The 24,283-nt window shown below is 38.3% G+C and carries 23 protein-coding genes and 2 riboswitches; of the genes, 20 read left to right on the forward strand and 3 right to left on the reverse strand.

The features are described 5' to 3' along the window. The first annotated feature begins 56 nt into the window (after nucleotides 1-56). The 20 genes from BLR83_RS00685 to ribE all read left to right on the forward strand — a co-directional run bounded on the left by BLR83_RS00685 (nucleotide 57) and on the right by ribE (nucleotide 19,951). Entirely contained in the window at nucleotides 57-1,115 is a 1,059-nt protein-coding gene (locus BLR83_RS00685; RefSeq protein WP_074559594.1) for a peptidylprolyl isomerase PrsA, read from the forward strand. A gap of 357 nt (nucleotides 1,116-1,472) precedes the next feature. Continuing rightward, nucleotides 1,473-4,091, forward strand: coding sequence for an alanine--tRNA ligase (gene alaS, locus BLR83_RS00690; RefSeq protein WP_039697202.1), 2,619 nt, complete (start codon nucleotides 1,473-1,475; stop codon nucleotides 4,089-4,091). A 1-nt stretch (nucleotide 4,092) separates the two neighbouring features. Beyond that, nucleotides 4,093-4,278, forward strand: coding sequence for a peptidase (locus BLR83_RS00695; protein WP_074559596.1), 186 nt, complete (start codon nucleotides 4,093-4,095; stop codon nucleotides 4,276-4,278). A 96-nt stretch (nucleotides 4,279-4,374) separates the two neighbouring features. Then, a complete protein-coding gene (locus BLR83_RS00705) occupies nucleotides 4,375-5,355 on the forward strand; it encodes a site-2 protease family protein (protein WP_200796305.1) in 981 nt (326 codons plus the stop codon). A 156-nt stretch (nucleotides 5,356-5,511) separates the two neighbouring features. Continuing rightward, on the forward strand, nucleotides 5,512-6,294 hold the full coding sequence (locus tag BLR83_RS00710; protein ID WP_074559598.1) for a carbon-nitrogen family hydrolase: 783 nt from the start codon (nucleotides 5,512-5,514) through the stop codon (nucleotides 6,292-6,294). Nucleotides 6,295-6,312: 18 nt separating this feature from the next. Then, nucleotides 6,313-7,494, forward strand: coding sequence for a pyridoxal phosphate-dependent aminotransferase (locus BLR83_RS00715; RefSeq protein ID WP_074559600.1), 1,182 nt, complete (start codon nucleotides 6,313-6,315; stop codon nucleotides 7,492-7,494). A gap of 85 nt (nucleotides 7,495-7,579) precedes the next feature. Beyond that, nucleotides 7,580-8,272, forward strand: a complete 693-nt coding sequence (locus BLR83_RS00720) for an ABC transporter permease (RefSeq protein ID WP_074559602.1) — start codon at nucleotides 7,580-7,582, stop codon at nucleotides 8,270-8,272. A gap of 124 nt (nucleotides 8,273-8,396) precedes the next feature. After that, the gene (locus BLR83_RS00725; RefSeq protein WP_074559604.1) at nucleotides 8,397-9,230 is read left to right on the forward strand and encodes an ABC transporter ATP-binding protein; all 834 of its coding nucleotides are present in this window, start codon (nucleotides 8,397-8,399) and stop codon (nucleotides 9,228-9,230) included. 88 nt (nucleotides 9,231-9,318) lie between these two features. Beyond that, entirely contained in the window at nucleotides 9,319-9,915 is a 597-nt protein-coding gene (locus tag BLR83_RS00730; protein ID WP_324609175.1) for an ABC transporter permease, read from the forward strand. Between the two features lie 134 nt (nucleotides 9,916-10,049). Next, complete coding sequence (gene argC / locus BLR83_RS00735) at nucleotides 10,050-11,072, forward strand: N-acetyl-gamma-glutamyl-phosphate reductase (protein ID WP_074559608.1); 1,023 nt, start codon at nucleotides 10,050-10,052, stop codon at nucleotides 11,070-11,072. 19 nt (nucleotides 11,073-11,091) lie between these two features. Further along, nucleotides 11,092-12,285: a bifunctional ornithine acetyltransferase/N-acetylglutamate synthase gene (argJ, locus tag BLR83_RS00740; protein WP_074559610.1), complete on the forward strand. Its 1,194-nt coding sequence runs from the start codon at nucleotides 11,092-11,094 to the stop codon at nucleotides 12,283-12,285. A gap of 12 nt (nucleotides 12,286-12,297) precedes the next feature. Next, entirely contained in the window at nucleotides 12,298-13,032 is a 735-nt protein-coding gene (gene argB / locus BLR83_RS00745) for an acetylglutamate kinase (RefSeq protein ID WP_074559612.1), read from the forward strand. An 18-nt stretch (nucleotides 13,033-13,050) separates the two neighbouring features. After that, nucleotides 13,051-14,181, forward strand: a complete 1,131-nt coding sequence (locus BLR83_RS00750) for an acetylornithine transaminase (RefSeq protein WP_074559614.1) — start codon at nucleotides 13,051-13,053, stop codon at nucleotides 14,179-14,181. Between the two features lie 98 nt (nucleotides 14,182-14,279). Continuing rightward, nucleotides 14,280-14,837, forward strand: coding sequence for an NAD(P)H-dependent oxidoreductase (locus BLR83_RS00755; RefSeq protein WP_074559616.1), 558 nt, complete (start codon nucleotides 14,280-14,282; stop codon nucleotides 14,835-14,837). Between the two features lie 145 nt (nucleotides 14,838-14,982). Further along, a complete protein-coding gene (locus tag BLR83_RS10000) occupies nucleotides 14,983-15,351 on the forward strand; it encodes a helix-turn-helix transcriptional regulator (protein WP_234793079.1) in 369 nt (122 codons plus the stop codon). Then, nucleotides 15,348-16,115 carry a DUF3169 family protein gene (locus BLR83_RS00765; protein ID WP_074559618.1) on the forward strand — a complete coding sequence of 256 codons (768 nt, stop codon included), beginning with the start codon at nucleotides 15,348-15,350 and terminating at the stop codon, nucleotides 16,113-16,115. The genes BLR83_RS10000 and BLR83_RS00765 overlap by 4 nt, the downstream gene beginning before the upstream one ends. Before the next feature lie 53 nt (nucleotides 16,116-16,168). After that, a riboswitch (FMN riboswitch) is annotated at nucleotides 16,169-16,422 on the forward strand. 219 nt (nucleotides 16,423-16,641) lie between these two features. Beyond that, nucleotides 16,642-17,697, forward strand: coding sequence for a bifunctional diaminohydroxyphosphoribosylaminopyrimidine deaminase/5-amino-6-(5-phosphoribosylamino)uracil reductase RibD (ribD, locus tag BLR83_RS00770; RefSeq protein WP_074559620.1), 1,056 nt, complete (start codon nucleotides 16,642-16,644; stop codon nucleotides 17,695-17,697). Further along, complete coding sequence (locus BLR83_RS00775) at nucleotides 17,697-18,299, forward strand: riboflavin synthase (protein WP_074559622.1); 603 nt, start codon at nucleotides 17,697-17,699, stop codon at nucleotides 18,297-18,299. The genes ribD and BLR83_RS00775 overlap by 1 nt, the downstream gene beginning before the upstream one ends. After that, on the forward strand, nucleotides 18,300-19,478 hold the full coding sequence (locus BLR83_RS00780) for a bifunctional 3,4-dihydroxy-2-butanone-4-phosphate synthase/GTP cyclohydrolase II (RefSeq protein WP_074559624.1): 1,179 nt from the start codon (nucleotides 18,300-18,302) through the stop codon (nucleotides 19,476-19,478). An 11-nt stretch (nucleotides 19,479-19,489) separates the two neighbouring features. Beyond that, nucleotides 19,490-19,951: a 6,7-dimethyl-8-ribityllumazine synthase gene (gene ribE / locus BLR83_RS00785; RefSeq protein ID WP_074559626.1), complete on the forward strand. Its 462-nt coding sequence runs from the start codon at nucleotides 19,490-19,492 to the stop codon at nucleotides 19,949-19,951. A 62-nt stretch (nucleotides 19,952-20,013) separates the two neighbouring features. Here the strand turns inward: ribE and thiT are convergent, their stop codons facing one another. From thiT to nrdE, 3 genes are all read right to left on the reverse strand, one after another. Further along, complete coding sequence (gene thiT / locus BLR83_RS00790) at nucleotides 20,014-20,580, reverse strand: energy-coupled thiamine transporter ThiT (protein ID WP_074559628.1); 567 nt, start codon at nucleotides 20,578-20,580, stop codon at nucleotides 20,014-20,016. 69 nt (nucleotides 20,581-20,649) lie between these two features. Further along, a riboswitch (TPP riboswitch) is annotated at nucleotides 20,650-20,747 on the reverse strand. A 98-nt stretch (nucleotides 20,748-20,845) separates the two neighbouring features. Beyond that, complete coding sequence (gene nrdF / locus BLR83_RS00795; protein ID WP_074559630.1) at nucleotides 20,846-21,811, reverse strand: class 1b ribonucleoside-diphosphate reductase subunit beta; 966 nt, start codon at nucleotides 21,809-21,811, stop codon at nucleotides 20,846-20,848. A 259-nt stretch (nucleotides 21,812-22,070) separates the two neighbouring features. After that, complete coding sequence (nrdE, locus tag BLR83_RS00800) at nucleotides 22,071-24,230, reverse strand: class 1b ribonucleoside-diphosphate reductase subunit alpha (protein WP_074559632.1); 2,160 nt, start codon at nucleotides 24,228-24,230, stop codon at nucleotides 22,071-22,073. Nucleotides 24,231-24,283: the final 53 nt, after the last annotated feature.

Genomic DNA, 24,283 nt, shown 5'->3' on the forward strand with positions numbered 1-24,283 from the left:
TTAAGTTATTGTGGTATACTAATGGAGTTAAAGACAAATTAAGGAGTTTAATATCAATGGCTAACAAAGAAAAATCAGGATTTTCAAAAATGATCCAAAGCAAGGCTTTTAAGGGTGTTTCTATTGCCGTAGCGTCAGCTCTTATCGGTGCTGGTGTAACTTACCTTGCTACAAACAACAATTCTGAAACTAAAGCTCTTGTTACAATGAAAGGTAACACAATTACAGTATCAGACTTCTACAGTGCAGCTAAAAGCACATCATCATCTCAACAAACAATGTTGAACTTGATTTTGTCACGTGTCTTTGAAGATCAATATGGTGATAAAGTTTCTGACAAAGACGTTACCAAAGCTTATAACACAACAGCTTCATCATACGGTTCATCATTCTCAAGCGCTCTTCAAGCAGCAGGATTGACAACAGATACTTACAAACAACAAATCCGCACATCAATGCTTGTCGAATACGCTGTTAAAGAAGCTGCCAAAGACAAATTAACAACTAAAAACTACAAAGACGCTTATAAAGATTACAACGCAGACACAACTGCTACTGTTATCGCATTAACTGACGAAGATAAAGCAAACTCAGTTCACGATCAAGCAACTGCAGACGGTGCTGATTTTGATAAAATCGCTAAAGAAAACACAACAGCTAAGAAAACTGAGTACACATTCGATTCAGCAGACACTAAATTGCCATCAGATGTTATGGCAGCTGCCTTCAAACAAGACGAAGGGTCAGTATCAGATGTGATTAAAGTGATGAACTCATCAACATATTCATACACTTACTACATCGTTAAAACAACTAAGAAAACAGAAAAAAATGCTGATTGGAAAACTTATAAAAAACGTTTGAAGAAAATCATTATGGCTAAATACCAAAATGATACAAGCTTCCAAAACCAAGTTATCGGTAAAGCACTTGATAAAGCTAATGTGAAAATCAAAGATCGTAGCTTCGCAAGCATTCTTTCACAATATGCTACAAGCACATCTTCATCATCTTCAAAAGCTTCATCAAGCTCAAGTGCAGCAAGTTCTTCAGAAGCTAGCTCAACTGAAGACTCTTCAACAGCAGAATCAAGTTCTACAGATTCAGCTGAATAAGCTACTTGACCAGACGCCTAAAATACAGTACAATTAAAAGGATTGAGAATCGTTTTTAAACATTCAGATTCAGAAAAGTGGCGGTTGCTGCGAGCCATGGATGAAGTTAAAAATGTGCTACTCATGTTTTCTAATTGTCAGAAGTGGTAACCGAGTTACCATGGTCAAATACAAGAAAAAACAATTTAAGAGATAAATGAAGAATGACAGGTTCATTGAAAAGAGGTGGTACCGTGGCTAACGTCACCCTCTGTGAAATGGACTTGTCGTTTTTTGTATCCTTAATGGCATAAAAGATGATTTCAATCTATGGCAAGCGTTGTAACATCGCTTAGTAACAAGAAAAGGAAAGATGAAATGAAACAATTGACTAGTGCGCAAGTGCGCCAAATGTGGTTAGACTTCTGGAAATCAAAAGGTCACTCTGTTGAACCTTCTGCAAACTTGGTTCCTGTAAACGACCCAACTTTGTTGTGGATCAACTCAGGTGTTGCTACACTTAAAAAATACTTTGATGGTTCAGTAATTCCAGAAAACCCACGTATCACTAATGCTCAAAAAGCTATCCGTACAAATGACATCGAAAACGTTGGTAAAACAGCTCGTCACCACACAATGTTTGAAATGTTGGGTAACTTCTCTGTTGGTGATTACTTCCGTGATGAAGCAATCACTTGGGGATTTGAATTATTGACAAGTCCAGAATGGTTTGACTTCCCTAAAGACAAACTTTACATGACTTACTACCCAGATGATAAAGATACTTACAACCGTTGGATTTCACTCGGTGTTGAACCAAGCCACTTGATTCCAATCGAAGATAACTTCTGGGAAATCGGTGCTGGACCTTCAGGACCAGATACTGAAATCTTCTTTGACCGTGGTGAAGACTTTGACCCAGATCACGTTGGTATCAAACTTCTTGCTGAAGATATCGAAAACGATCGTTATATCGAAATCTGGAACATCGTGTTGTCACAATTTAACGCTGATCCAGCTGTTCCACGTTCAGAATACAAAGAATTGCCACACAAAAACATTGATACAGGTGCTGGTTTGGAACGTTTGGTTGCGGTTATGCAAGGGGCTAAAACAAACTTTGAAACTGACCTCTTCATGCCAATCATTCGTGAAATCGAAAAATTATCTGGTAAAACTTATGATCCAGATGGCGACAACATGAGCTTTAAAGTTATCGCTGACCACATCCGTTCACTTTCATTTGCTATCGGTGATGGTGCTCTTCCTGGTAACGAAGGTCGCGGATACGTGCTTCGTCGTTTGCTTCGTCGCGCAGTTATGCACGGTCGTCGCCTTGGTATCAACGAAACATTCTTGTACAAATTGGTTCCAACTGTTGGTAAAATCATGGAATCATACTACCCAGAAGTACTTGAAAAACGTGAATTTATCGAAAAAATTGTTCGTCGTGAAGAAGAAACATTCGCACGTACAATCGATGCTGGTTCAAACATGCTTGACCAATTGTTGGCTGATTTGAAAGCAGCTGGTAAAGACACTGTTGAAGGTAAAGACATCTTCAAATTGTACGATACATACGGATTCCCAGTTGAATTGACTGAAGAATTGGCTGAAGATAAAGGATTCAAGATTGACCACGCTGGCTTTGAAGCTGCTATGAAAGAACAACAAGAACGTGCGCGTGCAAGTGTTGTTAAAGGTGGTTCAATGGGTATGCAAAACGAAACATTGTCAAGCATCACTGAAGAATCAGTCTTTAGCTATGAAGAAGAAGTTCTTGAATCTACATTGTCAGTTATTATCGCTGATAACGAACGTACTGAAGCTGTTTCGGAAGGTCAAGCATTGCTTGTCTTTGCTAAAACACCATTCTATGCTGAAATGGGTGGACAAGTAGCTGACCACGGTGTTATCAAAAACGATAAAGGCGACATCGTTGCTCGTGTGATTGATGTTCAAAAAGCACCAAATGGTCAAGCTCTTCACACAGTTGAAGTACTTGCAAGCTTGTCAGTTGGTACAACATACACACTTGAAATTGACGCTAAACGTCGTCACAGTGTTATTAAAAACCACACTGCAACTCACTTGCTTCACGCAGCTCTTCATCACGTTATCGGTGAACACGCTACTCAAGCTGGTTCTCTTAACGAAGAAGGATTCTTGCGCTTTGACTTCACTCACTTTGAAGCAGTAACTGCTGATGAATTGCGTCAAATCGAAGAAGAAGTTAACCAACAAATCTGGAACGCTATCCCTGTTGTTACTGTTGAAACTGACATTGATACAGCTAAATCAATGGGTGCTATGGCCTTGTTCGGTGAAAAATACGGTAAAAACGTACGTGTCGTAACAATTGGCGACTACTCAATCGAACTTTGTGGTGGTACACACGTTTCAAATACAGCAGAAATCGGAATCTTCAAGATTGTTAAAGAAGAAGGTATCGGTTCAGGAACTCGTCGTATCCTTGCTGTAACTGGTAAAGAAGCCTTTGAAGCATACCGCCAAGAAGAAGAAGACCTTAAAGCAATTGCTGAAACACTTAAAGTGCCTCAATTGAAAGAAGTTACTAAGAAAGTTGTTAGCTTGCAAGAACAATTGCACAAATTGCAAAAAGAAAACGCTGAATTGAAAGAAAAAGCAGCCGCAGCTCAAGCTGGTGACGTCTTCAAAGATGTTAAAGAAGCAAATGGTCTTCGCTTTATCGCTAGCCAAGTAACTGTTTCTGATGCTGGTGCTCTTCGCACATTTGCTGATAACTGGAAACAAAAAGATTATTCTGATGTTCTTGTATTGGCAGCAGCTATTGGTGAAAAAGTCAATGTTCTTGTAGCAAGCAAATCAAAAGATGTTCACGCTGGTAACTTGATTAAAGCTTTGGCACCAATCGTATCAGGTCGTGGTGGTGGTAAACCAGACATGGCCATGGCTGGTGGTTCAGATGCTGCTAAAATCGCTGACCTTCTTGCAGCAGTAGCAGAAAATCTATAAGATGACATCAAAAAATATCTTTCTAAAACTCGCCATTGCCTTAATCAGTGTAACAATCATAATCCTTGCTGGAGTGCTTATTGTCAATAGCATCCAAGGAAAGGTAAACTGGGTACTTATTGTCATTCTCTTTGCAGAAGCAAGCCTACTCAATAGCCTGATTAAAACCTTGCAAGAAAGAAAATAAAATGAAAGCTCACCAAACGGTGGGCTTTTTTGGTTAATGATGATATGGTAAAATGTTGATATATTTTTAGAAATTTGGGAGCTGGAGATTTACGATATGAGAAAATTATATTCGCCATTTTTTCTAACGATTTTAGTATTATCTTTTTTATTATTACTATTACCAACTGCACGAAAAGATGTGATGGTTAGCTACTTTAGTATCATGGTTGCGAATCTTTTTCATGAATTAGGGCATCTGATAGTTGGCTACTTAAATGGAATTAAACCTTCTTATTTGATAGTTGGCTTTATCAAATTTGATTTTGAAAATGGATTTCGTGTGAGATTTAATGATAACTGGATGTATTATGGTGGTATTTATCGCTACAAGGTTACAAATTATCCAGAAAAAGCCATTCTAAAATTATTAGTTGGCGGTCCATTATTTAGTTTGATTGGTTCATTTGTCTTGTTTTCACAGTTGGAATTTTTGAAAGTATTTGGATATTCTAGCCTATTATTATTTATAGCAACGGCAGCTCCAATAAACTTTTCTGGCTTATGCAACGATGGTTTTAAGGCATATAAATTGTTAATGAAAGATGACTTATTTCTTTTATATCAAAGAGTATCTAATCAATTATTGCAAGATTACAGCGTTACGACTTTTGATGAAGTTTCAAAAGTTTGTAGCACTTTAGAAAACAAAATTATTCCTGACTATATGATAAATACTTTTTTATTGTATCTGATTTATGCTTGGTTATTGCAAGGAGAAATGTTGCAGATTAGAAATAGTTATCAAAGATTGACAGAGATAAAGCCAAGCAATCAGTTTAACCGAAATTATTACTATAGCCTTCTAGTAAGTTTAGAAGCATTAGTGTATAAGAGGATGTCTAGTGACTTATTTGCTAAAGTTAATCTGGATAAATTAGATAAGATTAGCCAAAAGCGTCTGCGTTATTTATCATGTCTTTATCTGGAAAGAGGACAAGGTATAAGTGAAAGTAAGTTAGTATTTCAAGAAGTTTTGGCATCGTATAATGAACCAAATTCAATTTTAGTTCAAGCAGAACAACGTTTTTTAGCGTAAAATATCCCGAAAGCTCACCTGGAGGTGGGCTTTTTTGGTTATAGTTTTTAACTATCAAGTCCATTTAAAATAACTATTTTACGAGGGCTTAGCAGACTGTTATAATAGTCACTAAGATTTCAGAAAATTTTCATAGCAGATAGAATCGAGGAAATCATGAAAGTTTCACTAATTCAGATGTCTATTCAGGAGGCCAAGCCAAAGCAGAATATCCAAAATGTCTTGGCATTATTGGAAAAAGCTCTGCTTGATGAGCCAGATGTGATTGTTTTGCCGGAAATGTGGAATACAGGCTACGCGTTGGATCAATTATCAAGTGTTGCTGATGAAGATGGACAAGAAACAAAAGCTGTATTAGCTGCCTTTGCTAAACAGCATCGTGTAAATCTGGTAGCAGGGTCTGTTGCAACAAAGAAAGAAACAGGCTTTTTTAATACGACTTACGTTTTTAATCGGGATGGAAAGATACTGACTGAATACGATAAGGTACATTTGTTTGGCTTAATGTCAGAAGATGAGTATTTACGATCAGGCAGTAAAGAGAGTACTTTTGACTTAGATGGCGTCAAAGCTGCTAGTGTCATTTGTTATGATATTCGCTTTCCAGAATGGGTGAGAACCTTGATGGCAAGCGGAGCTAAGCTTTTATTTGTCGTTGCTGAGTGGCCAGAAGCACGTGTAGAACAGTGGGAGATTTTACTGCGTGCGCGTGCGGTTGAAAATCAAGCTTTTGTTGTTGCGGTCAATCGTGTGGGTGATGGTCTTGCTGATCATTTTTCAGGGCATTCTTTGGTGATTGATCCTTTAGGGAAGGTGATTTTGCAGGCGCCAGACAATCAAGAAGGTATTTTTACGGCTGACCTTGATTTAACAGAGGTTGAAAAAATTCGAGGTCACATTCCAGTTTTTGAAGACCGCAAACCAGATTTGTATCATTAAAAAGGGGGGGGCATTAGGGTGTTTTCACAATCAAATATTTTACAAGAATTACCAGAACAGTTTTTTGCAAGTCTTGTCGCAAAAGTTAATGCCAAAGTGGCAGAAGGTTATGACGTTATCAATCTTGGACAAGGAAATCCAGATCAGCCAACTTACGATTACATTGTCGAGGCTTTGATTGAAGCGGCTAAAGATCCAGCTTCTCATAAATATTCGCAATTTCGTGGGAATGCAAATTTTAAAGAAGCGGCTAGTCAATTCTACAAGGAAAATTATCAGGTAAGTCTTGACAGTGAAAAGGAAATTTGTGTTCTTGGTGGTGCAAAGATTGGATTGGTTGAGTTTCCTTTGGCAATGATGAATCCAGGAGACTTGCTATTGTTGCCAGACCCAGGCTATCCAGACTATCTTTCTAGTGTTGCATTAGGGAAAATTGAATATGAAACCTTCCCTTTGAAAGCTGAAAATAACTTCTTGCCAGACTTGCCAGCTATTCCAAAAGAAGTGGCCAAACGTGCCAAATTTATCTACGTTAATTACCCTAATAACCCAACGGGAGCTGTGGCGACAGCAGAATTCTACGAGGAATTGGTTGCTTGGGCGAAAAAATACAAGGTCGGTGTTGTTAGCGACTTTGCATACGGGGCTTTGGGAGCAGACGGTTACCAAAATCCAAGCTTTTTATCAACACCTGGAGCAAAAGAAGTAGGTATTGAACTTTACACATTTTCGAAAACTTTTAACATGGCAGGTTGGCGTTTGGCATTTGCTGCAGGAAATGCTGAGATGATTGAAGCTCTTAATCTCCTACAAGATCACCTCTTTGTTAGTATTTTTCCGGCAATCCAAGACGCTGGCGCTGTAGCCTTACTAGATAAAAAAGCGAAGTCAGCCATCGCAGGATTAAATCAGAAATACGATGAGCGTCGCCATGCTTTTGTTCAAGCAGCAGAACGAATTGGTTGGTATGCTTTTGATTCAAAAGGATCATTTTATGCTTGGATGCCCGTGCCTGAAGGTTATGACAGTGAAAGTTTCGCAGATTTACTGTTAAATGAAGCTCATGTAGCGGTCGCACCAGGAAAAGGTTTCGGTGAAGCAGGAGACGGTTATGTTAGAATCGGTTTATTGGTCGAACCAGAACGTCTCATTGAAGCTGTCGAACGTATCGGTAAATTGGGAGTATTTGGCAAATATTAGGGAAGATTAATCTGAAAAGATCTACTAAAAGATAATTGTGATATAATGAAAACGTTAACTATGAAGTCGAAAAGGAGAGCTTTATATGAAAAGTAGATTCAGAAGCTTGCTTTGGTTACGTTGGCAGTTCATGTTGAGCAACAAACTATTTTTATTTGTTGTTTTATCTCCAGTCTTTGATATGGCTTTATTTGCGAATTTACTTAGTTTTACAGATAATGTGGGTTTCATTGGTATGGGACTCAACATGATATATAGTATTACAGCTGGTTCTTTTGTTGCTACTATGATTTCAGAAGAAAAAGAAAAGAAAAATTTAAAGACTTTGATTTTGTCAGGTGTGAAACAGTGGGAATATATATTATCAGTTATTTTTTTCCCAATACTATTTTCCATGTTTTCTGGTATTTTTATACCAATACTATTTCACGTTAAAAGTATTAATTGGGTAATATTTATTACGATAACCGGATTGACAATTATAGTTTTTATTTTACTTAATTTATTAATTGCACTATTATCGAAGAGTCAGAGTCAAACAATGGTATTGAGTCTTGGTTTATTTTTGTTAGCAACTTTTATGCCAATTTTTGCTGTAGAAATAAAAGGAATGGATAAAGTAGTTGATTTATCATTTATCGGGGCAAATGATAGGTATTTAAAGGAGTTGCCTAATTACCAATTATTTGATAAAACCTTTATTGCTTTATTGATATGGATTTTATTGACTTCAATTGCCCTTTATTTTGCTTATAAGAAAAATAGAAAAATTGACTAGTTTTATTAGCCAGTCAATTTTTTTGCAGTTTACGACGGAAAAACGACTGTTTATGACATGAACGTTTGGGCTTGAGGTTTTGTGCTAGAATGGAAATAATATTTAACAAGATTGGGAGAACGTTATGGCTAGGATTACTGTTCAAAATTTATCAAAAAAGTTTAAGGATACTGTAGCATTGGATGATGTGTCATTTAGTGTGGCAGAGGGGGAGATTTTTGGATTTCTCGGTCCCTCGGGTGCTGGTAAAACAACGACGATTAATATTTTAACGAATCAATTAAAAGAAGATAGTGGTGTGGTTGAGATTCTTGGTAAAAATCCAGAGCAAATCACGCCTGATGATTATTTAAAAATGGGAATCATGAGTGATACGGTGGGCTTTTATGAAAATATGACTGTCTACAAAAATTTAGAATTTTTTGCTCGCTTCCACGGTGTTTCCATGACTAAAGTTGACGATCTCTTGAAACGTCTTGATTTATATGAAGACCGCAATAAAAAAGCCAAAAAAATCTCAACAGGTATGCGTCAGCGTCTTTTGCTTATTCGTGCCATTTTGCATGAACCTGAGATAGTTTTTTTAGATGAGCCAACATCTGGTATGGATCCAACCTTATCTCAAAAAGTACACCAGCTATTGTTGGAATTAAAGGCTAAAGGCATTTCGATTTTCTTGACGACTCATAACATGCAAGAAGCAACGAAATTATGTGATAAGATTTCTTTATTGAATAAAGGCAAGATTTTGGAATATGGTAGCCCTGAAGAGATTATCTCAAAATATCGTGTTGATGATAATGTTCACCTTCTTTACAAAAATGGTGAAGAGAAAGTTGTTCCAAGAGACGAGGTAGCTGGCTATCTTAATTCAAATGTGGTCAGTATGCATACAGCAGAGCCTGATTTGGAAACTATTTTTATTAAATTGACAGGAGAAAAATGGCATGGGGAATAATAGATTTATGAGTTTACTTTGGTTACGCTGGCAGTTCATATGGAGTAACAAGCTTTTTCTTATTTCAATCATATCTCCAGTTTTTTATATGTGGTTATTTGGCGCTTTTTTTGATTCTGATATCAACAAATTCCTTGTTGGAATGGGACTTAATATGGTTTATAGTTTTACAGCGGGTTCTTTTGTCTCTACCATGATTTCAGAAGAGAAAGAAAAGAAAAATTTAAAAAGTTTGATTTTATCGGGTGTTAAACAAGGAGAATATATCACGACAGTTATTATTTTCCCAATTATCTTTTCTTTGGTTGAAAGTATTTTAATTCCAATCTTGATGCAAATTAAGGACATGGAATGGGGAAACTATTTAGTTGTGGTTAGTTTGACGAGTCTTGTCTTTGTTTTACTAAATCTCTTATTTGCCTTTTTGGCTAAGAATCAAACTCAAACAACTGTTTGTAGTCTCACTCTAGTGTTTATTGCGAGTTTTTTGCCAATATTTTCTGAATTTGCTAAATCTGTTAGTACGGTCATGGATTACTCATTTATCGGAGCAAATGCTAAATATTTTAAAGAATTGTCAGATTACCAGTTAACGGATAAAACCATTTTTGTATTACTTGGCTGGATTATCTTGACGTCGATTGCTCTTTATTTTGCTTACCAGAAAAATAGAAAAATTGATTAATATCCATAAATTTGAAAAATAATGAAAGTACGAATGAAAATTCGTGCTTTTTTAATATTTTATGCAAAAAACACTTGACTTATGAATAAATATACTATAAAATTGAATACATATTTATTCAAGGAGTGTATATTATGAGAGTGTCGATTGTTGGTATCACTGGATACAGTGGTCTAGAATTAGTTAAATTATTGAATAATCATAAAAAAGTAACGATTGCTTCGATTCATGCAACTAAGGAAATCGGTCGACGATTATCAGACTTATACCCTTACTTAGTTGGTGTCTGTGACTTGGTTATCGAAGAATTTGATGCCGAGAAAATCATGGCAAAATCAGACTTGGTATTCTTTGCAACACCAAGTGGGGTCGCAAGCAAGTTGGCACAGCCTTTTGTGGAAGCTGATTTTCCAGTGATAGATTTGTCAGGGGACCATCGCTTGCCAGCCTATCTTTATGAAAAATGGTATAAAAAAACACCTGCTAGTGATGAAGCGTTGAATAATTTTACATATTCTTTGGCTGAGTTTACAGATGTTAAAGGTAAAAAATTCATTTCAAACCCTGGTTGCTACGCGACAGCAACAGAATTAGCTTTGATACCTTTGCTAAAAGCTGGTGTGGTTGAAGAAAATTCTATTATTGTGGATGCCAAAAGTGGTTTGACAGGTGCTGGTAAGGCACTTTCTGAATCAAGTCATTTTGTTAATGTGCATGATAATTACGTGACTTACAAGTTGAATCATCACCAGCACATTCCAGAAATTGTACAAGAGTTGAAGTTGTTCGATGACAAGGTTAATCACATTCAATTTTCAACATCACTTTTGCCAGTTAATCGCGGTATCATGTCAACGGTTTATGTTAAGTTGAAAAAGCCACTAACAAATGCAAATCTTTTTGCTATCTATGAAGATTCTTACAAAGATACGCCTTTTGTTCGTGTGCAAGATGATTTACCAGAATTGCACAATGTTATTGGCTCGAACTTTACAGATATTGGTTTCCTCTACAATGAGGTCACAAATGTCTTAACCATCGTTTCAGTTATTGACAATTTGATTAAAGGAGCGGCTGGGCAGGCTGTTCAGAACCTCAACTTGATGAATGGTTGGGATGAAACAGAAGGATTATTGATTTCACCAAATTATTTATAGTCTAGAAAGGGTATGAAATATGAAAGTTATTGAAGGTAATGTAGCAAGCCCACTTGGATTTTCAGCAGATGGATTACATGCAGGGTTTAAGAAAAGAAAACTTGATTTTGGTTGGATTGTATCTGAAGTGCCAGCAAGCGTTGCTGGGGTTTATACGACAAATAAAGTTATTGCAGCGCCATTAATTGTGACACGTCAGTCTGTTAAAAAAGCACAAAAAATGAAAGCCATCGTGGTGAACTCAGGTGTTGCCAATTCTTGTACAGGTGTGCAAGGAATGGAAGATGCTTACACGATGCAAAAATGGACAGCAGAAAAACTTGGTGTTGAACCTGATTTGGTCGGTGTCGCTTCAACTGGTGTGATTGGTGATTTGTTACCAATGGATACTCTTAAAACAGGTCTTTCTAAACTTGTGGTGAATGGGAATTCAGATGATTTTTCAAAAGCTATTTTGACAACAGATACTATGGTTAAAACCGTTGCAGTTACGGAAAAATTCGGTCGTGATGAAGTTACCATGGCAGGTGTCGCGAAAGGGTCAGGCATGATTCACCCAAATATGGCAACCATGCTTGCTTTTATCACCTGTGATGCCAATATTTCAAGTGAAACTTTGCAACTAGCTCTTAGCCAAAATGTTGAAACGACATTTAACCAAATCACCGTTGATGGTGATACATCAACAAATGACATGGTTCTTGTCATGTCAAATGGTTGTACTTTGAACGAAGAAATTTTGCCAAATACGCCTGAATTTGATAAATTCTCAGCCATGCTTAATTACGTGATGCAAGAATTGGCTAAAATGATTGCCAAAGACGGTGAAGGGGCAAGCAAACTTATTGAAGTAAATGTTAAAAATGCTCCAAATGCCCTTGATGCTCGTATGATGGCTAAAAGTGTTGTGGGTTCAAGCCTTGTGAAGACGGCTATTTTTGGTGAAGACCCTAACTGGGGACGTATTCTAGCAGCAGTTGGTTATGCAGGGGTTGATGTTCCTGTTGATAATATTGACATTTTCCTTGGCGATGTTCCAGTCATGCTAAAATCAAGTCCCGTTGAATTTGAAGCAGAAGAAATGCAAGATGTTATGCACGAAGATGAGATTACTATCACTGTTGATTTGCATGCGGGTGAAGCACAAGGAAAAGCTTGGGGTTGTGATTTGTCATACGATTACGTGAAAATCAATGCCCTCTATCGTACATAAAGGGATAAGACTATGAAAGATACAATTGTGATTAAAATTGGTGGCGTTGCTAGCCAAAACTTGTCGCAAGACTTTTTAGCACAAGTCAAAAAATGGAAAGATGCCCATAAAAATTTGGTCATTGTGCATGGTGGCGGCTATGCTATTAATAAATTAATGGAAGATAACCAAGTACCAGTTAAAAAAATCAATGGTCTTCGTGTAACCAGTCAATCTGATATGAAGTTGGTCAGCTATGCTCTTCTTCACATGGTTGGTGAAAATTTGACTAAAAAACTAAACCAATCATCTATTGATAGTATTCAGTTGCTATCAAATATCAAAAGAGTGGTGACAGCTGATTTTCTTGATAAGGAAACTTATGGTTACGTTGGTGATGTCTCACATATTCAGACACCGATTTTGGAGCAAATGCTTGATAATCAAATGTTGCCAGTACTTGCTTCAATTGGTTATTCAAAAGAAGGCGATATGCTCAACATCAACGCTGATTATTTAGCAACAGCGGTTGCGATTGCCTTGAATGCTGAAAAATTGGTTTTGATGACAGATGTGAAAGGTGTTTTGGAAAATGGTGAAGTGCTTGATAGCCTGACTTCGAAAGAATTTCAAGAAAAGATCGATCAAGGCATTATCACTGGCGGTATGATTCCAAAAATTGAGTCAGCAGTGAACACTGTTTTAGCAGGTGTTGGTGAAGTATTGATTGGCGACAATCTTGTAACAGGAACTTCAATCATCTGCTAGGGATAAGGGGAGCAAGTAATGACAAAGTTATTTCAAAATTATAAACGCGCAGCTATTGAATTTGTTAAGGCGCAAGGAAATTATCTGTTTGATCAAGATGGTAAAAAATACCTTGATTTCTCAACAGGAATTGGGGTAACCAACCTTGGTTTTCACCCACAAGTTAAGGCAGCTCTTCTAAAACAAGCAGAAGAAATCTGGCATATGCCTAACTTGTATCATAATTCTTTGCAAGAAGAAGTGGCCGGCAAATTAATCGGTGACAAAGGCTACCTGGCTTTCTTTGCTAATAGCGGTGCAGAAGCAAATGAAGCAGCCATTAAAATCGCTCGTAAATCCACTGGTAAGCAAGAAATTATTACCTTTGTCAATTCTTTCCATGGTCGTACCTTTGGTTCTATGTCAGCAACTGGTCAAGATAAAATCAAGACCGGCTTTGGTGATGGTGTACCACATTTCAGCTACGCTACTTACAATGATTTGGATAGCGTTAAAGCTTTGGTAACGGAAGATACGGCAGCTGTCATGTTAGAATTAGTTCAAGGAGAATCAGGTGTTCGTCCAGCTGACAAAGATTTTGTGGCAGCTTTGAGCCAATTCTGTCAAGAAACAGGAATTTTGCTGATTGTTGATGAAGTGCAAACTGGTATGGGACGTACTGGTAAGCTATTCTCATTTGAGCACTATGGCATTGAACCAGATATTTTCACCTTGGCTAAAGGGCTTGGAAATGGTGTTCCCGTTGGTGCCATGATTGCCAAAGAAAAACTTGGTTCAGCCTTTTCATACGGTAGTCACGGTTCAACTTTCGGTGGTAATAAATTAGTCATGTCAGCAGCCTCAAGCGTACTGGATATTATGCTGGCTGACGGTTTCTTACCACAAGCACTTGAAAATGGTAATTATTTACAAGCGGAACTGAAAAAAGTCTTGGCTGACAATCCTAAAGTGACTGACGTTCGCGGTCTTGGCTACATGATTGGGATTGAAACCAGTGAAAACCTAGCGTACTTGGTTGAAAAAGCGCGTGATAAAGGTTTGATTGTGTTGACAGCAGGAACCAATGTCATTCGTCTCTTGCCACCATTAACCTTGACAAAAGAAGAAATCGACCAAGGTGTAGCCATTTTGGCAGATGTTTTTGCATAAAACTTAAGAAGCTGGACAGTTTGTGTCAGCTTCTTTTTTTAGGTTGACAAATTGTGTGTAATTGTATAGAATTTTCTAATAATAGAAGAGGTGAAAAAATGGCTAAAAAAGTTCTTGTTGTTTCAGGACACCCTGATTTGAAAAATGATTCGCTGGCGAATAAAACTATTTTAAAAGAAATTAAAAAGCTCTATCCAGAAGTTGAATTGGATATTTTGAGCAATTTGTATCCTGATTATCAGATTGATGTGGCAGTTGAGCAAGATAAGCTTCGTTGGGCGGATGTCATTGTTTTCCAATACCCGCTTTATTGGTACATGACCCCATCTTTGATGAACAAGTGGATTGAAAAAGTTTTTGTGCATGGCTTTTCTCATGGGTCAAATGGCAATGCCTTAAAAGATAAATACTTGATTGCATCTTTGACGACTGGTGCAGGAGAAGCAGCTTATAGCGCTGAATCTGGCACAACTGTTGAAGACCTTTTAGCACCAATTCGTTTGACAGCCAAATTGACGCAGCTTAACTTTGTCGGTCATGTTGTCACACATGGTGTGTCTTATTCACTGCGTGAGGACGCTGACAAAGCCCAAGAAATGATTGAAAAATCTCAAGCACATGCCAAGAAATTGGTAGAAATGATTGAAAGTTTGTAGAAGTAAATACTCAGTTTTATTAACTGGGTCTTTTTTTGACAAAAATCATATTCTTTTTGACAATTATTTTTATAATTTTGACAAATATACTTGTCATTTTCAAAAGGTAGTGCTATAATCAATTCATCGAAGGGAGGGGGATTGGATGTCTTCTAAAGATGATTGGATTTTTATTTTTCTTGCTATCTTTGGTGCTTATCTTACATCAGAAACTCCCAATCCTAGGAGAAATGAATTATTAAGAAGACGTTTTTTGAAAAAGAAACATCTTTTATCAATTACTAGAATGGAGGGTAATTTGGTATTAAAAAATCGTCTGAAAGAATTGCGAGCGCGTGATGGTTTAAATCAAACTCAGTTAGCTAAGTTGGCGAAAGTTTCTAGACAAACGATTAGTCTCTTGGAGCGTAATGAGTATACGCCATCGGTGATTATTGCGTTGCGCATCGCAAAAATCTTTAATGAACCTGTAGAAAATGTTTTTAGTCTTGATGAAGAGGGAGAAGATTTATGAACACATCAAAAAAATTAACAACAAAACAACGTGTTTTATTTTATCTAGGAATTGTTACTGTTAGTGCTCTTGTCGGAGGAATAACTGGTGCTTTAGGGCTTGGTCTTGGTGATAAGGTTTTATCGTTTAATTTTGCTATTTTTATGACTTTTGTCTACATACTGACTGTTATGTCAATTCTTGTGACATTGTGGTTTATGTACCAAGCGAATCATTATCAAAATTGTTATGAGGCTATGGATGAAGATGCTGATGAAGATGAAAGTTATGAGATTTATCGTAAGACATTTAAAAATTTAGGATTTGCATCGACTTTTTATAATGTTTCCGTAGCATTTATTTTCTTTTCAATAGATGTTGGTATTTGCGATTTTCATGACAGAATTAGTAATGGTTTAGCCTTTAAGATAACGACCTATGTCGTAGAAGCTATCTTTTTTATTCTTTTATTTGTACTTCAAGTAGCAATTTTTAAATTGACTCAAAAAATTCGTCATTACAAATTGTCAGCATTTCCGACAATTAAAGAAGTTAAAGAATTTGCTTATTCTTATGATGAAGGTGAGCTTCAAGCAAATTATGAACAAGCTTTCTTGATTGTTTTCAATCTTAATCAGTATTTACCATTTGTTTATGCAATCTTGTGTGTGCTAGCTATTGTGAGTTCGCTTGATGTTACTTCGGGTTTGCTAGTAACGACAGGAATTTATATCTATATCAACCTTGCTAACATTCGTTTTGTGAATAAATATTTCAGAAAATAATAAAAATGATTGACAGCTCTTTTAATTCGTGCTAATCTAAAACAGAATTGAATAGTTTTCTTCGGGGCAGGGTGTAATTCCCGACCGACGGTGATGTTGTCTCGTTGATTGCTATTTGCTTTTATTCGTTGTTGACACTTTTGCCTAACACCAGTTATGTTTGCGAGGTTGTTGCCTAGACTAAAAGCAAATCACCAATCAACTTTGTTTGGTTTGATAACCAAGCGAGATAGTTAAGTCCGTGAGCGCAAGCTGATCTGGTGTGATTCCAGAACCGACAGTATAGTCTGGATGAGAGAAGAATTGATAGAGTGTCAAAAGGCAAGCTCTTGCTTTTTGGAATACTTTTTTACTTGTCTTTAATTCCCCGTGGTGTAAGCTGCGGGGATTTTAATTTAGTGACTTTGCGGTATTGCCAGAATTTTTAGATAATATCACAAGTGTTATCCCGATGAAAATAACTAACTAGGCCATTCTAGTTTAGTGATTTTTGTCGGGATTTTTTAGTCTGGAAAGGAGGACGATTATGGATAATTATTATATGTCGCAGGCAATTGCAGAAGCTAAAAAAGGTTTTCGTCAAACTTATACCAATCCTTTAGTTGGTGCAGTGATTGTTAAAGATAATCATGTGATTGCTCGCGGTGCGCATTTGCAGTATGGGCACGAACATGCTGAAAAGAATGCTATTTTACATTGTCAAACTCCTGAAGAACTAGTCGATTCAACACTTTATGTAACACTGGAACCTTGTCATCACAAGGGAAAACAGCCTCCTTGTACTCAAGCGATTCTAGCAGCTGGCATCAAAAAAGTGGTGGTTGGTCAACTTGACCCCAATCCTTTGGTGGCTGGAAAAGGGCTAGCTTTCTTGAAAGAAGAAGGCATCGAAGTGGTGACTGGTGTTTTAGAAGAAGAGGCTAGAGGCCTTAATCCTCACTATAATTTTTACTACGAACACCAGCGACCTTACGTGGTTTTGAAACAAGCGGTTAGCTTAGATGGGAAAATAGCAGTGCTTGGCAAACGCACAGCCTTGACGGACGTTAAGACTAATCATTTTGTTCATGATGAGCGCGATGATTATCAGGCTATTTTGGTTGGTGCTGAAACGGTCTTGATTGATAATCCGCGTTTACTGGGGGCGGGAACGAGCTTGTATCCTATTGTTCGTGTGATTTTGGATGAAGCTGGTCGTGTTTTTGAGAGACGAGATTTGCAGATTTTTGCAGATGATTCAGCTCCAGTTCTCATTTTTAGCAAGCGCAAGTTCTCAGACTTGCCTAGTCATGTGAAAGTGATTGATTTGCCTGAGTTTTCGATTGCGAATATCCTGTGGGTACTTTATGACAAAAAGATTCAATCAGTTTATGTCGAGGGCGGAGCTGCTGTTCATGATGCTTTCTTGGATAGTGGACTTTGGGATGAAATCATTTCTTATGTGACGCCTAAGCTTATTGGGGGCAATGGCAAAGCGGCAATGTCAAGTTTTCGTTTGGTAGAAGAAGTGCTAGAGTTGCAAGATTTTTCATGTCAAAAAATTGGAAATACAATCAGATTGTCAGCGAAAAGGAGTTTGTGATGTTTACAGGATTAATTCAAGAACAAGGTCGTATCAGTCGGATTGTCAAACACCAACACCATATCAAGTTAACTTGCAAAGCTTCACGAAAAATTTTAGCAGACTATAAAATTGGTGACAGTATGGCAATTAATGGCGTATGCCTTACCTGCGTGGCTAAATCAGGTGATTTATTTACTGTTGATGTCATGCCTGAAACTTTTAGGCGGACGATTTTCTCAACCAGTCGCGTAGGCGATTTGGTTAATTTAGAACTGGCTATGTCAGCCAATGCTCGATTTGAAGGGCACCTTGTGACGGGGCACGTAGATGGTGTGGCAACTCTTGTCCAGAAAAAAAGCGATGAAACTGCTCTGGTGCTTAGCTTTGCTTTTCCAAAAGAACTTGAAGGGCAAATTGTCGCACAAGGTTCAATCGCAGTCAATGGGGTTAGCCTAACGGTGGTGTCTGTTGCGTCGGGACAATTTAGCGTGTCTTTGATTCCGCATACGGCAAAAGAAACCAACTTGGCTAGTCTTAAAAAAGGCGACAAGGTCAATATCGAGACTGACATTTTGGCAAAATACATGCAGGCACAAGTGGCAAGGATGAAAGGAGAATAAATGTTTAAGGATGTTGAAAAGGCTCTTTTTGATTTGAAAGCAGGAAAATTAATTATCGTGGTTGATGATGATGACCGCGAAGCTGAAGGGGACTTGGTTGGTCTTGCAGAATTAGCAAGTCCAGAAAATGTGAATTTTATGACCAAGCACGCGCGTGGCTTGATTTGTGCACCAGTGTCTGAAGAGATTGCTAATCGTTTGGAACTTGTTCCAATGTCAGAAGAAAATACAGATGCACATGGCACAGCTTTTACCATTAGCGTTGACCACAAAGAAACCTCAACAGGAATTTCAGCTTTTGACCGCGCTAAGACTATTCAAGAATTGGCGTCGTTAACTAGTAAAGCAAGTGATTTTCACAGACCTGGTCACATGTTTCCATTGGTGGGACGAAGTGGTGGCGTTCTAGATCGTCGTGGGCATACGGAAGCTAGTCTTGATTTGGCACGCCTTTCAGGTGGTAAAGAGGCAGCTTACATTTGCGAGATTTTAAAAGATGATGGGACGATGGCTCGTAAAGCTGACTTGCGTGATTTTGCTAGCAAGTGGAATTTGACCATGATTGAAGTAGGTGATATCGCTCGTTATGTGAGCTTTCAAGATAGTCCTAAGGTAAAGTTGCCATCAAGTTATGGTGACTTTGACCTTCAGTTATTTGAAGATGAAGAAAAGCGCGAGCATGTTCTCTTGTCAAAGGGAGATTTGACGACAGATGAACCACTTTTACTGCGTTTGCACTCAGAGTGTCTGACTGGCGATATTTTTGGGTCTTTGCGTTGTGATTGCGGAGAGCAGTTACACGCTGCTATGGAAAAAATTGACCAGGTTGGTCGCGGAGCTATTTTGTACCTTCGTCAAGAAGGTCGAGGTATCGGTTTAAAAAATAAACTAAAGGCTTATCAGTTGCAAGAAGAAGGTTTGGACACTTATGAGGCAAATCTTGAGCTTGGCTTTGCTCCCGATGAGCGAGATTATCAGATTGCAGCGGATATTTTGAGCTTTTTAGATATCAAGCAGGTTAAACTCTTGACCAATAATCCAGATAAGTTGGAGCAGCTTGAAATGGCAGGTATAGAAATTGTGGAACGCTTGCCCTTGCAGATGCCAGCCCACAAAGAAAATAAAGCTTACCTACAAACCAAACAAGAAAAATTTCATCATTTATTACACATCGTATAAGGAGAATAATCATGACAATATTTGAAGGAAAATTTATCGGAAAAGACTTGAAAATCGCTATCGTTGTGGCGCGCTTTAATGAATTTATCACCTCAAAATTATTAGGTGGTGCCGTGGACGGTCTGGTTCGAAATGAAGTGGCTGAGGACGACATCGATGTTTACTGGGTCCCAGGTGCTTTTGAAATTCCATTTATGACGAAAAAAATCGTTGCCAGTGGCAAATACGATGGTGTGATCACCCTTGGTAGTGTTATTCGCGGGTCAACAAGTCATTATGATTTGGTCTGCAACGAAGTGGCTAAAGGTGTTGGACAAATCAATCTCACCAGCGATATTCCAGTCATGTTCGGTGTGATTACCACTGAAGATATCGAGCAAGCTATCGAACGTTCAGGCTCTAAAGCTGGTAATAAAGGTAGCGAATGCGCCCAAGGTGTGCTTGAGATGATTAATTTGGCAAAACAACTGTAATAGAAAAAAGCTAAGACAAAATGTCTTAGCTTTTATGGTGTTAAGCTTAGAGGTTTAAAGGATTATTTTTTTACTAAAAACATTTTTCCTTGTGTTGGGATGATGATAGCTAGCGCTAAAATGACGAAGACTAGAGTTAACAGTCCAGCTGTGCCATTAACACTGAGCGAATAAAGGTAAGGTGACATGCCTTTTGGTGCGTAGCTTCCCCAGAAGATAAAACCAGCGACATAGTGCCAGAAGTAGCGCACAAAAACAGCAAGTGTGGCACCGATAGTTGAGTAAATCAAAGCACGTCCTTTATTGTCTTTAGAAAGAGCGTTTTGAAATGGCGCAGATAAAAATCCAGCCAAGCCCATTGAGATAAAGGCAATGATATATTCGATGATAACTTGTGACAAAGCCAAATACCAAACTTTACCTAAAATGAAGTGAAGTAAGCCCCAAATAAGACCAGCTAGAGTTCCGTACTTTGGACCGCGACGTAGGGCAAAAAGGACGACTGGCACCGCACCGAATGAAGGGGTGAACCAGGTAGCAAAATCTGGAATATAAGATAAAGCCATAGCAAAAGCAGCAACCAATGCAGTCTCAATTAAAGCAGACAATTGAGAATTCTTCGACGACATAAAAAAGCTCCTTCTAACACAAAGGAGCTTTTTCTGATAATATGTTCAATGCTATTTTAATCACGTTTAAAAAAGTCATATCACAATCCCTACGCTCGTCCTAACGAGATCAGGTTATCAGGATTTCGCAAATGCGATCTCAGCCAATGGCACTCCTTTGTGAATTCAATTTGTTTATAGTCTAGCATGAAAGAAAGTTTCTTGTCAAGACAGTTTGAAAATATTTTTTGAAAATTCTAATCATTTCCGCCTTTTCTTGAAAAGCTTAGTCAAGACCATAATTGTAATCATCATCTTGCATAGCTTCGACAGAACCAAGAAGGTATCCATTTCCGACCTGACTAAAGAAGTCGTGGTTTGAAGTTCCTGTTGAAATGCCATTCATGACGATTGGGTTGACATCATTAGCGGTATCAGGAAAAAGCGGATCTTGCCCTAAGTTCATGAGAGCTTTGTTGGCATTGTAGCGTAAGAAAGTCAAAACTTCCTCAGTCCATCCAACTTGGTCATAGAGTGATTTGGTGTAATTTTCTTCATTTTCATAGAGTTGATAGAGCAAGTCATACATCCAATCACGCAGGTCATCTTGCTCTTTCTCAGACAATTCATTGAAACCAAGTTGGAATTTGTAGCCAATGTAAGTTCCGTGGACAGATTCGTCGCGGATGATTAGTTTAATAATTTCAGCGACGTTTGCCAATTTATTGTTCCCAAGGTAATAAAGTGGTGTGAAAAATCCTGAATAAAAGAGAAAGGTCTCAAGAAAAGTTGAGGCGACTTTCTTTTGCAGAGGAGTGCCATTTTCATAAATATCGTTGATGATTTTGGCTTTTTTCTGCAGGTATTCGTTATTGTTCGTCCATTCAAAGATTGCTTCAATTTCTGATTTTGTATTAAGGGTTGAAAAAATAGAAGAGTAAGATTTAGCGTGGACAGATTCCATAAATTGGATATTGTTGAGGACGGCTTCTTCGTGAGGTGTTCTGACATCTGCACGAATCGCCTCCACACCAGATTCGGATTGCATGGTATCAAGCAGAGTCAATCCACCAAAAACTTTGCCAACCAAATCTTTTTCTTGGTCAGAAAGCTTGCGCCAATCATCGAGGTCATTTGACAGCGGAATACGCGTATCGAGCCAGAATTGTTCGGTCAACTTTTCCCAAGTTGACTTGTCAATCACATCCTCAATTTCATTCCAGTTAATGGCTTTATAATAAGTTTGCGACATGTTTTTTCTCCGTAAAAATAGTTTAGAAGACCAGTCAGTTGACTAGGTTCGGGTTAGCTCATTTATCTAGTAGTGATAGGAGCAGCCGTGACGTGACACTTATCATTTTTAAACTAACAAAAGTTGTTAAAAAAGTTACGACACGTAAGCGATCGGCTAGATGCCAGTCGATTGCTGGAGTTAGTAAGTGAGTTAGCTATTCGCTATAGCGAATAGCGTAGTCTGACAGACGTTTTAACGTCTAGTCAGACTTACTCAGTTAAATCACACAGCTTTCGCATTGGTTTGAGCCGACTTCTTCACCGTCATCTGTAAAGGTGCGGATGTAATAGATTGATTTGAGTCCTTTGTTAAAAGCATAGTGACGCAAGATAGAAAGGTCACGAGTGGTTTGTTTGTTTTGCGTTTTCCATTCGTAGAGCCCTTCTGGAATATCGCTGCGCAAGAACAAAGTGAGGGACAATCCTTGGTCGACGTGTTCAGTGGCTGCAGCGTAAACATCGATGACCTTACGCATATCCATGTCGTAAGCAGACGTGTAATAAGGAATTGTGTCTGTAGTCAATCCAGCTGCTGGGTAATAAATTTTACCGATTTTCTTTTCTTGACGTTCTTCGATACGTTGCGTAATGGGGTGAAGTGATGCTGAGACATCGTTGATGTATGAAATCGACCCATTTGGAGCAACGGCAAGACGATTTTGGTGGTAAAGTCCATCGGTCATAATTGCTTCACGGAGCTCAGCCCAATCTTTGCCGCTAGGAATAAAGTGCCCAGCAAAGAGTTCTTTGACGCGGTCAGATTTTGGCACGAAGTCACCTGTAATGTATTTATCAAAATAGCTGCCATCAGCGTAGCTTGATTTTTCAAAGCCCACAAAGGTTTGTTTGCGTTCACGAGCAATCTGATTAGATTCGACTAAAGTCCAGTAATTGAGCAGCATAAAGTAGATGTTTGTGAACTCGATAGATTCTGGACTTCCGTAGTGAATGTGATTTTGGGCAAGGTAAGTGTGAAGTCCCATAGCGCCAAGTCCAAAAGTGTGGGCTTGTTCATTGCCGTGCTTGATTGTTGGTACTGCCTCGATTGATGATGTGTCAGAAACGAAAGTTAAGGCGCGTGTCATGGCTTTGATAGAGCGGCCAAAGTCAGGAGAAGTCATCATGTTAACCACGTTTGTTGAACCAAGGTTACATGAAATATCCGTTCCCATTTTGACAAATTCTTGAGCGTCGTTGATAATGCTTGGTTTTTGAACTTGAAGCACTTCAGAACACAGATTTGACATGATGATTTTGCCATCGATTGGATTCGTGCGGTTAGCTGTGTCGATATTAATCACATAAGGGTAACCAGATTCTTGTTGGAGTTTGGAAATTTCAGTTTCCAAATCACGCGCTTTAATTTTAGTTTTGACAATGTTGGGATTAGCGACCATTTTGTCGTACTCTGCTGTAATATCAACATAACTGTATGGGACACCGTACTCGCGCTCGACACTATAGGGGCTAAAGAGGTACATGTCTTCATTTTTACGAGCTAGTTCGTAAAATTTATCTGGGACGGTAATGCCAAGCGAAAGGGTTTTAACACGCACTTTCTCGTCAGCATTTTCTTTCTTAGTCGACAAAAAGGCCATGATATCTGGGTGGAAAACATCGAGGTAAACAGCTCCCGCACCTTGACGTTGTCCGAGTTGATTTGAATATGAAAAACTATCTTCAAAGAGTTTCATGACTGGGACAACACCGGATGCTGCGCCTTCGTAGCCTTTAATTGGCGCGCCAGCTTCACGCAGATTTGAAAGGCTGATACCGACACCACCACCGATGCGTGACAATTGCAGGGCTGAATTGATGGAACGCCCGATAGCATTCATATCATCCGTCACAGAAATCAAGAAACAAGACACAAATTCGCCACGACGACTACGTCCAGCATTCAAAAAAGAAGGTGTCGCAGGCTGATAGCGCTGGTTAATCATCTCAAGCGCTAAATCGCGTGCCAGCTCCTCATTGCCGTCAGCAAAATAAAGGGCATTAAAGAGCACACGGTCTTCGATACTCTCAAGATATTGACTGCCGTCATTTGTCTTTAAAGCATACTGCTGGTAGAACTTGTAAGCTGCCATGAAAGATTTGAAGCGAAACTTGTGAGCCTGCAAGTCCTTAGCCAAGTTTTCGATAAAGTCTGGTGAGTATTTACGGATGAATTCAGCTTCAATGTAATCATTGGCAATCAGATAATTAATTTTTTCTGTGATAGTCGTAAATGTCATGGTGTTTGGAATGACATTTTCAAGAAAGAAAGCTTTGAGAGCTTCTTTGTCTTTGTTTAAAGGGATTTGTCCATTAACTGGACGATTGATTTCATTATTGAGGCGAAAGTAAGAAACATCGCCGAGATTTTTAAGACTCATAAATAAAGTAAGTTACCCAGTTCATAGATTTGAACAGGTAATTCCTTTCTAAT

This window comes from Streptococcus equinus (genome assembly GCF_900101445.1).
Classification (GTDB): Bacteria; Bacillota; Bacilli; order Lactobacillales; family Streptococcaceae; genus Streptococcus; species Streptococcus equinus_B.

Bases quoted from the DNA above. Each gene is read 5' to 3' on its own strand.
- BLR83_RS00730 (WP_324609175.1), top strand. From the start codon at position 9,319: ATGTGGTTATTTGGCGCTTTTTTTGATTCTGATATCAACAAATTCCTT.
- BLR83_RS00685 (WP_074559594.1), top strand. From the start codon at position 57: ATGGCTAACAAAGAAAAATCAGGATTTTCAAAAATGATCCAAAGCAAG.
- argJ (WP_074559610.1), top strand. From the start codon at position 11,092: ATGAAAGTTATTGAAGGTAATGTAGCAAGCCCACTTGGATTTTCAGCA.
- BLR83_RS10000 (WP_234793079.1), top strand. From the start codon at position 14,983: ATGTCTTCTAAAGATGATTGGATTTTTATTTTTCTTGCTATCTTTGGT.
- BLR83_RS00755 (WP_074559616.1), top strand. From the start codon at position 14,280: ATGGCTAAAAAAGTTCTTGTTGTTTCAGGACACCCTGATTTGAAAAAT.
- BLR83_RS00705 (WP_200796305.1), top strand. From the start codon at position 4,375: ATGAGAAAATTATATTCGCCATTTTTTCTAACGATTTTAGTATTATCT.
- BLR83_RS00750 (WP_074559614.1), top strand. From the start codon at position 13,051: ATGACAAAGTTATTTCAAAATTATAAACGCGCAGCTATTGAATTTGTT.
- alaS (WP_039697202.1), top strand. From the start codon at position 1,473: ATGAAACAATTGACTAGTGCGCAAGTGCGCCAAATGTGGTTAGACTTC.
- thiT (WP_074559628.1), bottom strand. From the start codon at position 20,580: ATGTCGTCGAAGAATTCTCAATTGTCTGCTTTAATTGAGACTGCATTG.
- BLR83_RS00765 (WP_074559618.1), top strand. From the start codon at position 15,348: ATGAACACATCAAAAAAATTAACAACAAAACAACGTGTTTTATTTTAT.
- BLR83_RS00775 (WP_074559622.1), top strand. From the start codon at position 17,697: ATGTTTACAGGATTAATTCAAGAACAAGGTCGTATCAGTCGGATTGTC.
- ribD (WP_074559620.1), top strand. From the start codon at position 16,642: ATGGATAATTATTATATGTCGCAGGCAATTGCAGAAGCTAAAAAAGGT.
- nrdF (WP_074559630.1), bottom strand. From the start codon at position 21,811: ATGTCGCAAACTTATTATAAAGCCATTAACTGGAATGAAATTGAGGAT.
- BLR83_RS00695 (WP_074559596.1), top strand. From the start codon at position 4,093: ATGACATCAAAAAATATCTTTCTAAAACTCGCCATTGCCTTAATCAGT.
- BLR83_RS00710 (WP_074559598.1), top strand. From the start codon at position 5,512: ATGAAAGTTTCACTAATTCAGATGTCTATTCAGGAGGCCAAGCCAAAG.
- BLR83_RS00780 (WP_074559624.1), top strand. From the start codon at position 18,300: ATGTTTAAGGATGTTGAAAAGGCTCTTTTTGATTTGAAAGCAGGAAAA.
- ribE (WP_074559626.1), top strand. From the start codon at position 19,490: ATGACAATATTTGAAGGAAAATTTATCGGAAAAGACTTGAAAATCGCT.
- BLR83_RS00725 (WP_074559604.1), top strand. From the start codon at position 8,397: ATGGCTAGGATTACTGTTCAAAATTTATCAAAAAAGTTTAAGGATACT.
- argC (WP_074559608.1), top strand. From the start codon at position 10,050: ATGAGAGTGTCGATTGTTGGTATCACTGGATACAGTGGTCTAGAATTA.
- argB (WP_074559612.1), top strand. From the start codon at position 12,298: ATGAAAGATACAATTGTGATTAAAATTGGTGGCGTTGCTAGCCAAAAC.
- BLR83_RS00720 (WP_074559602.1), top strand. From the start codon at position 7,580: ATGAAAAGTAGATTCAGAAGCTTGCTTTGGTTACGTTGGCAGTTCATG.
- nrdE (WP_074559632.1), bottom strand. From the start codon at position 24,230: ATGAGTCTTAAAAATCTCGGCGATGTTTCTTACTTTCGCCTCAATAAT.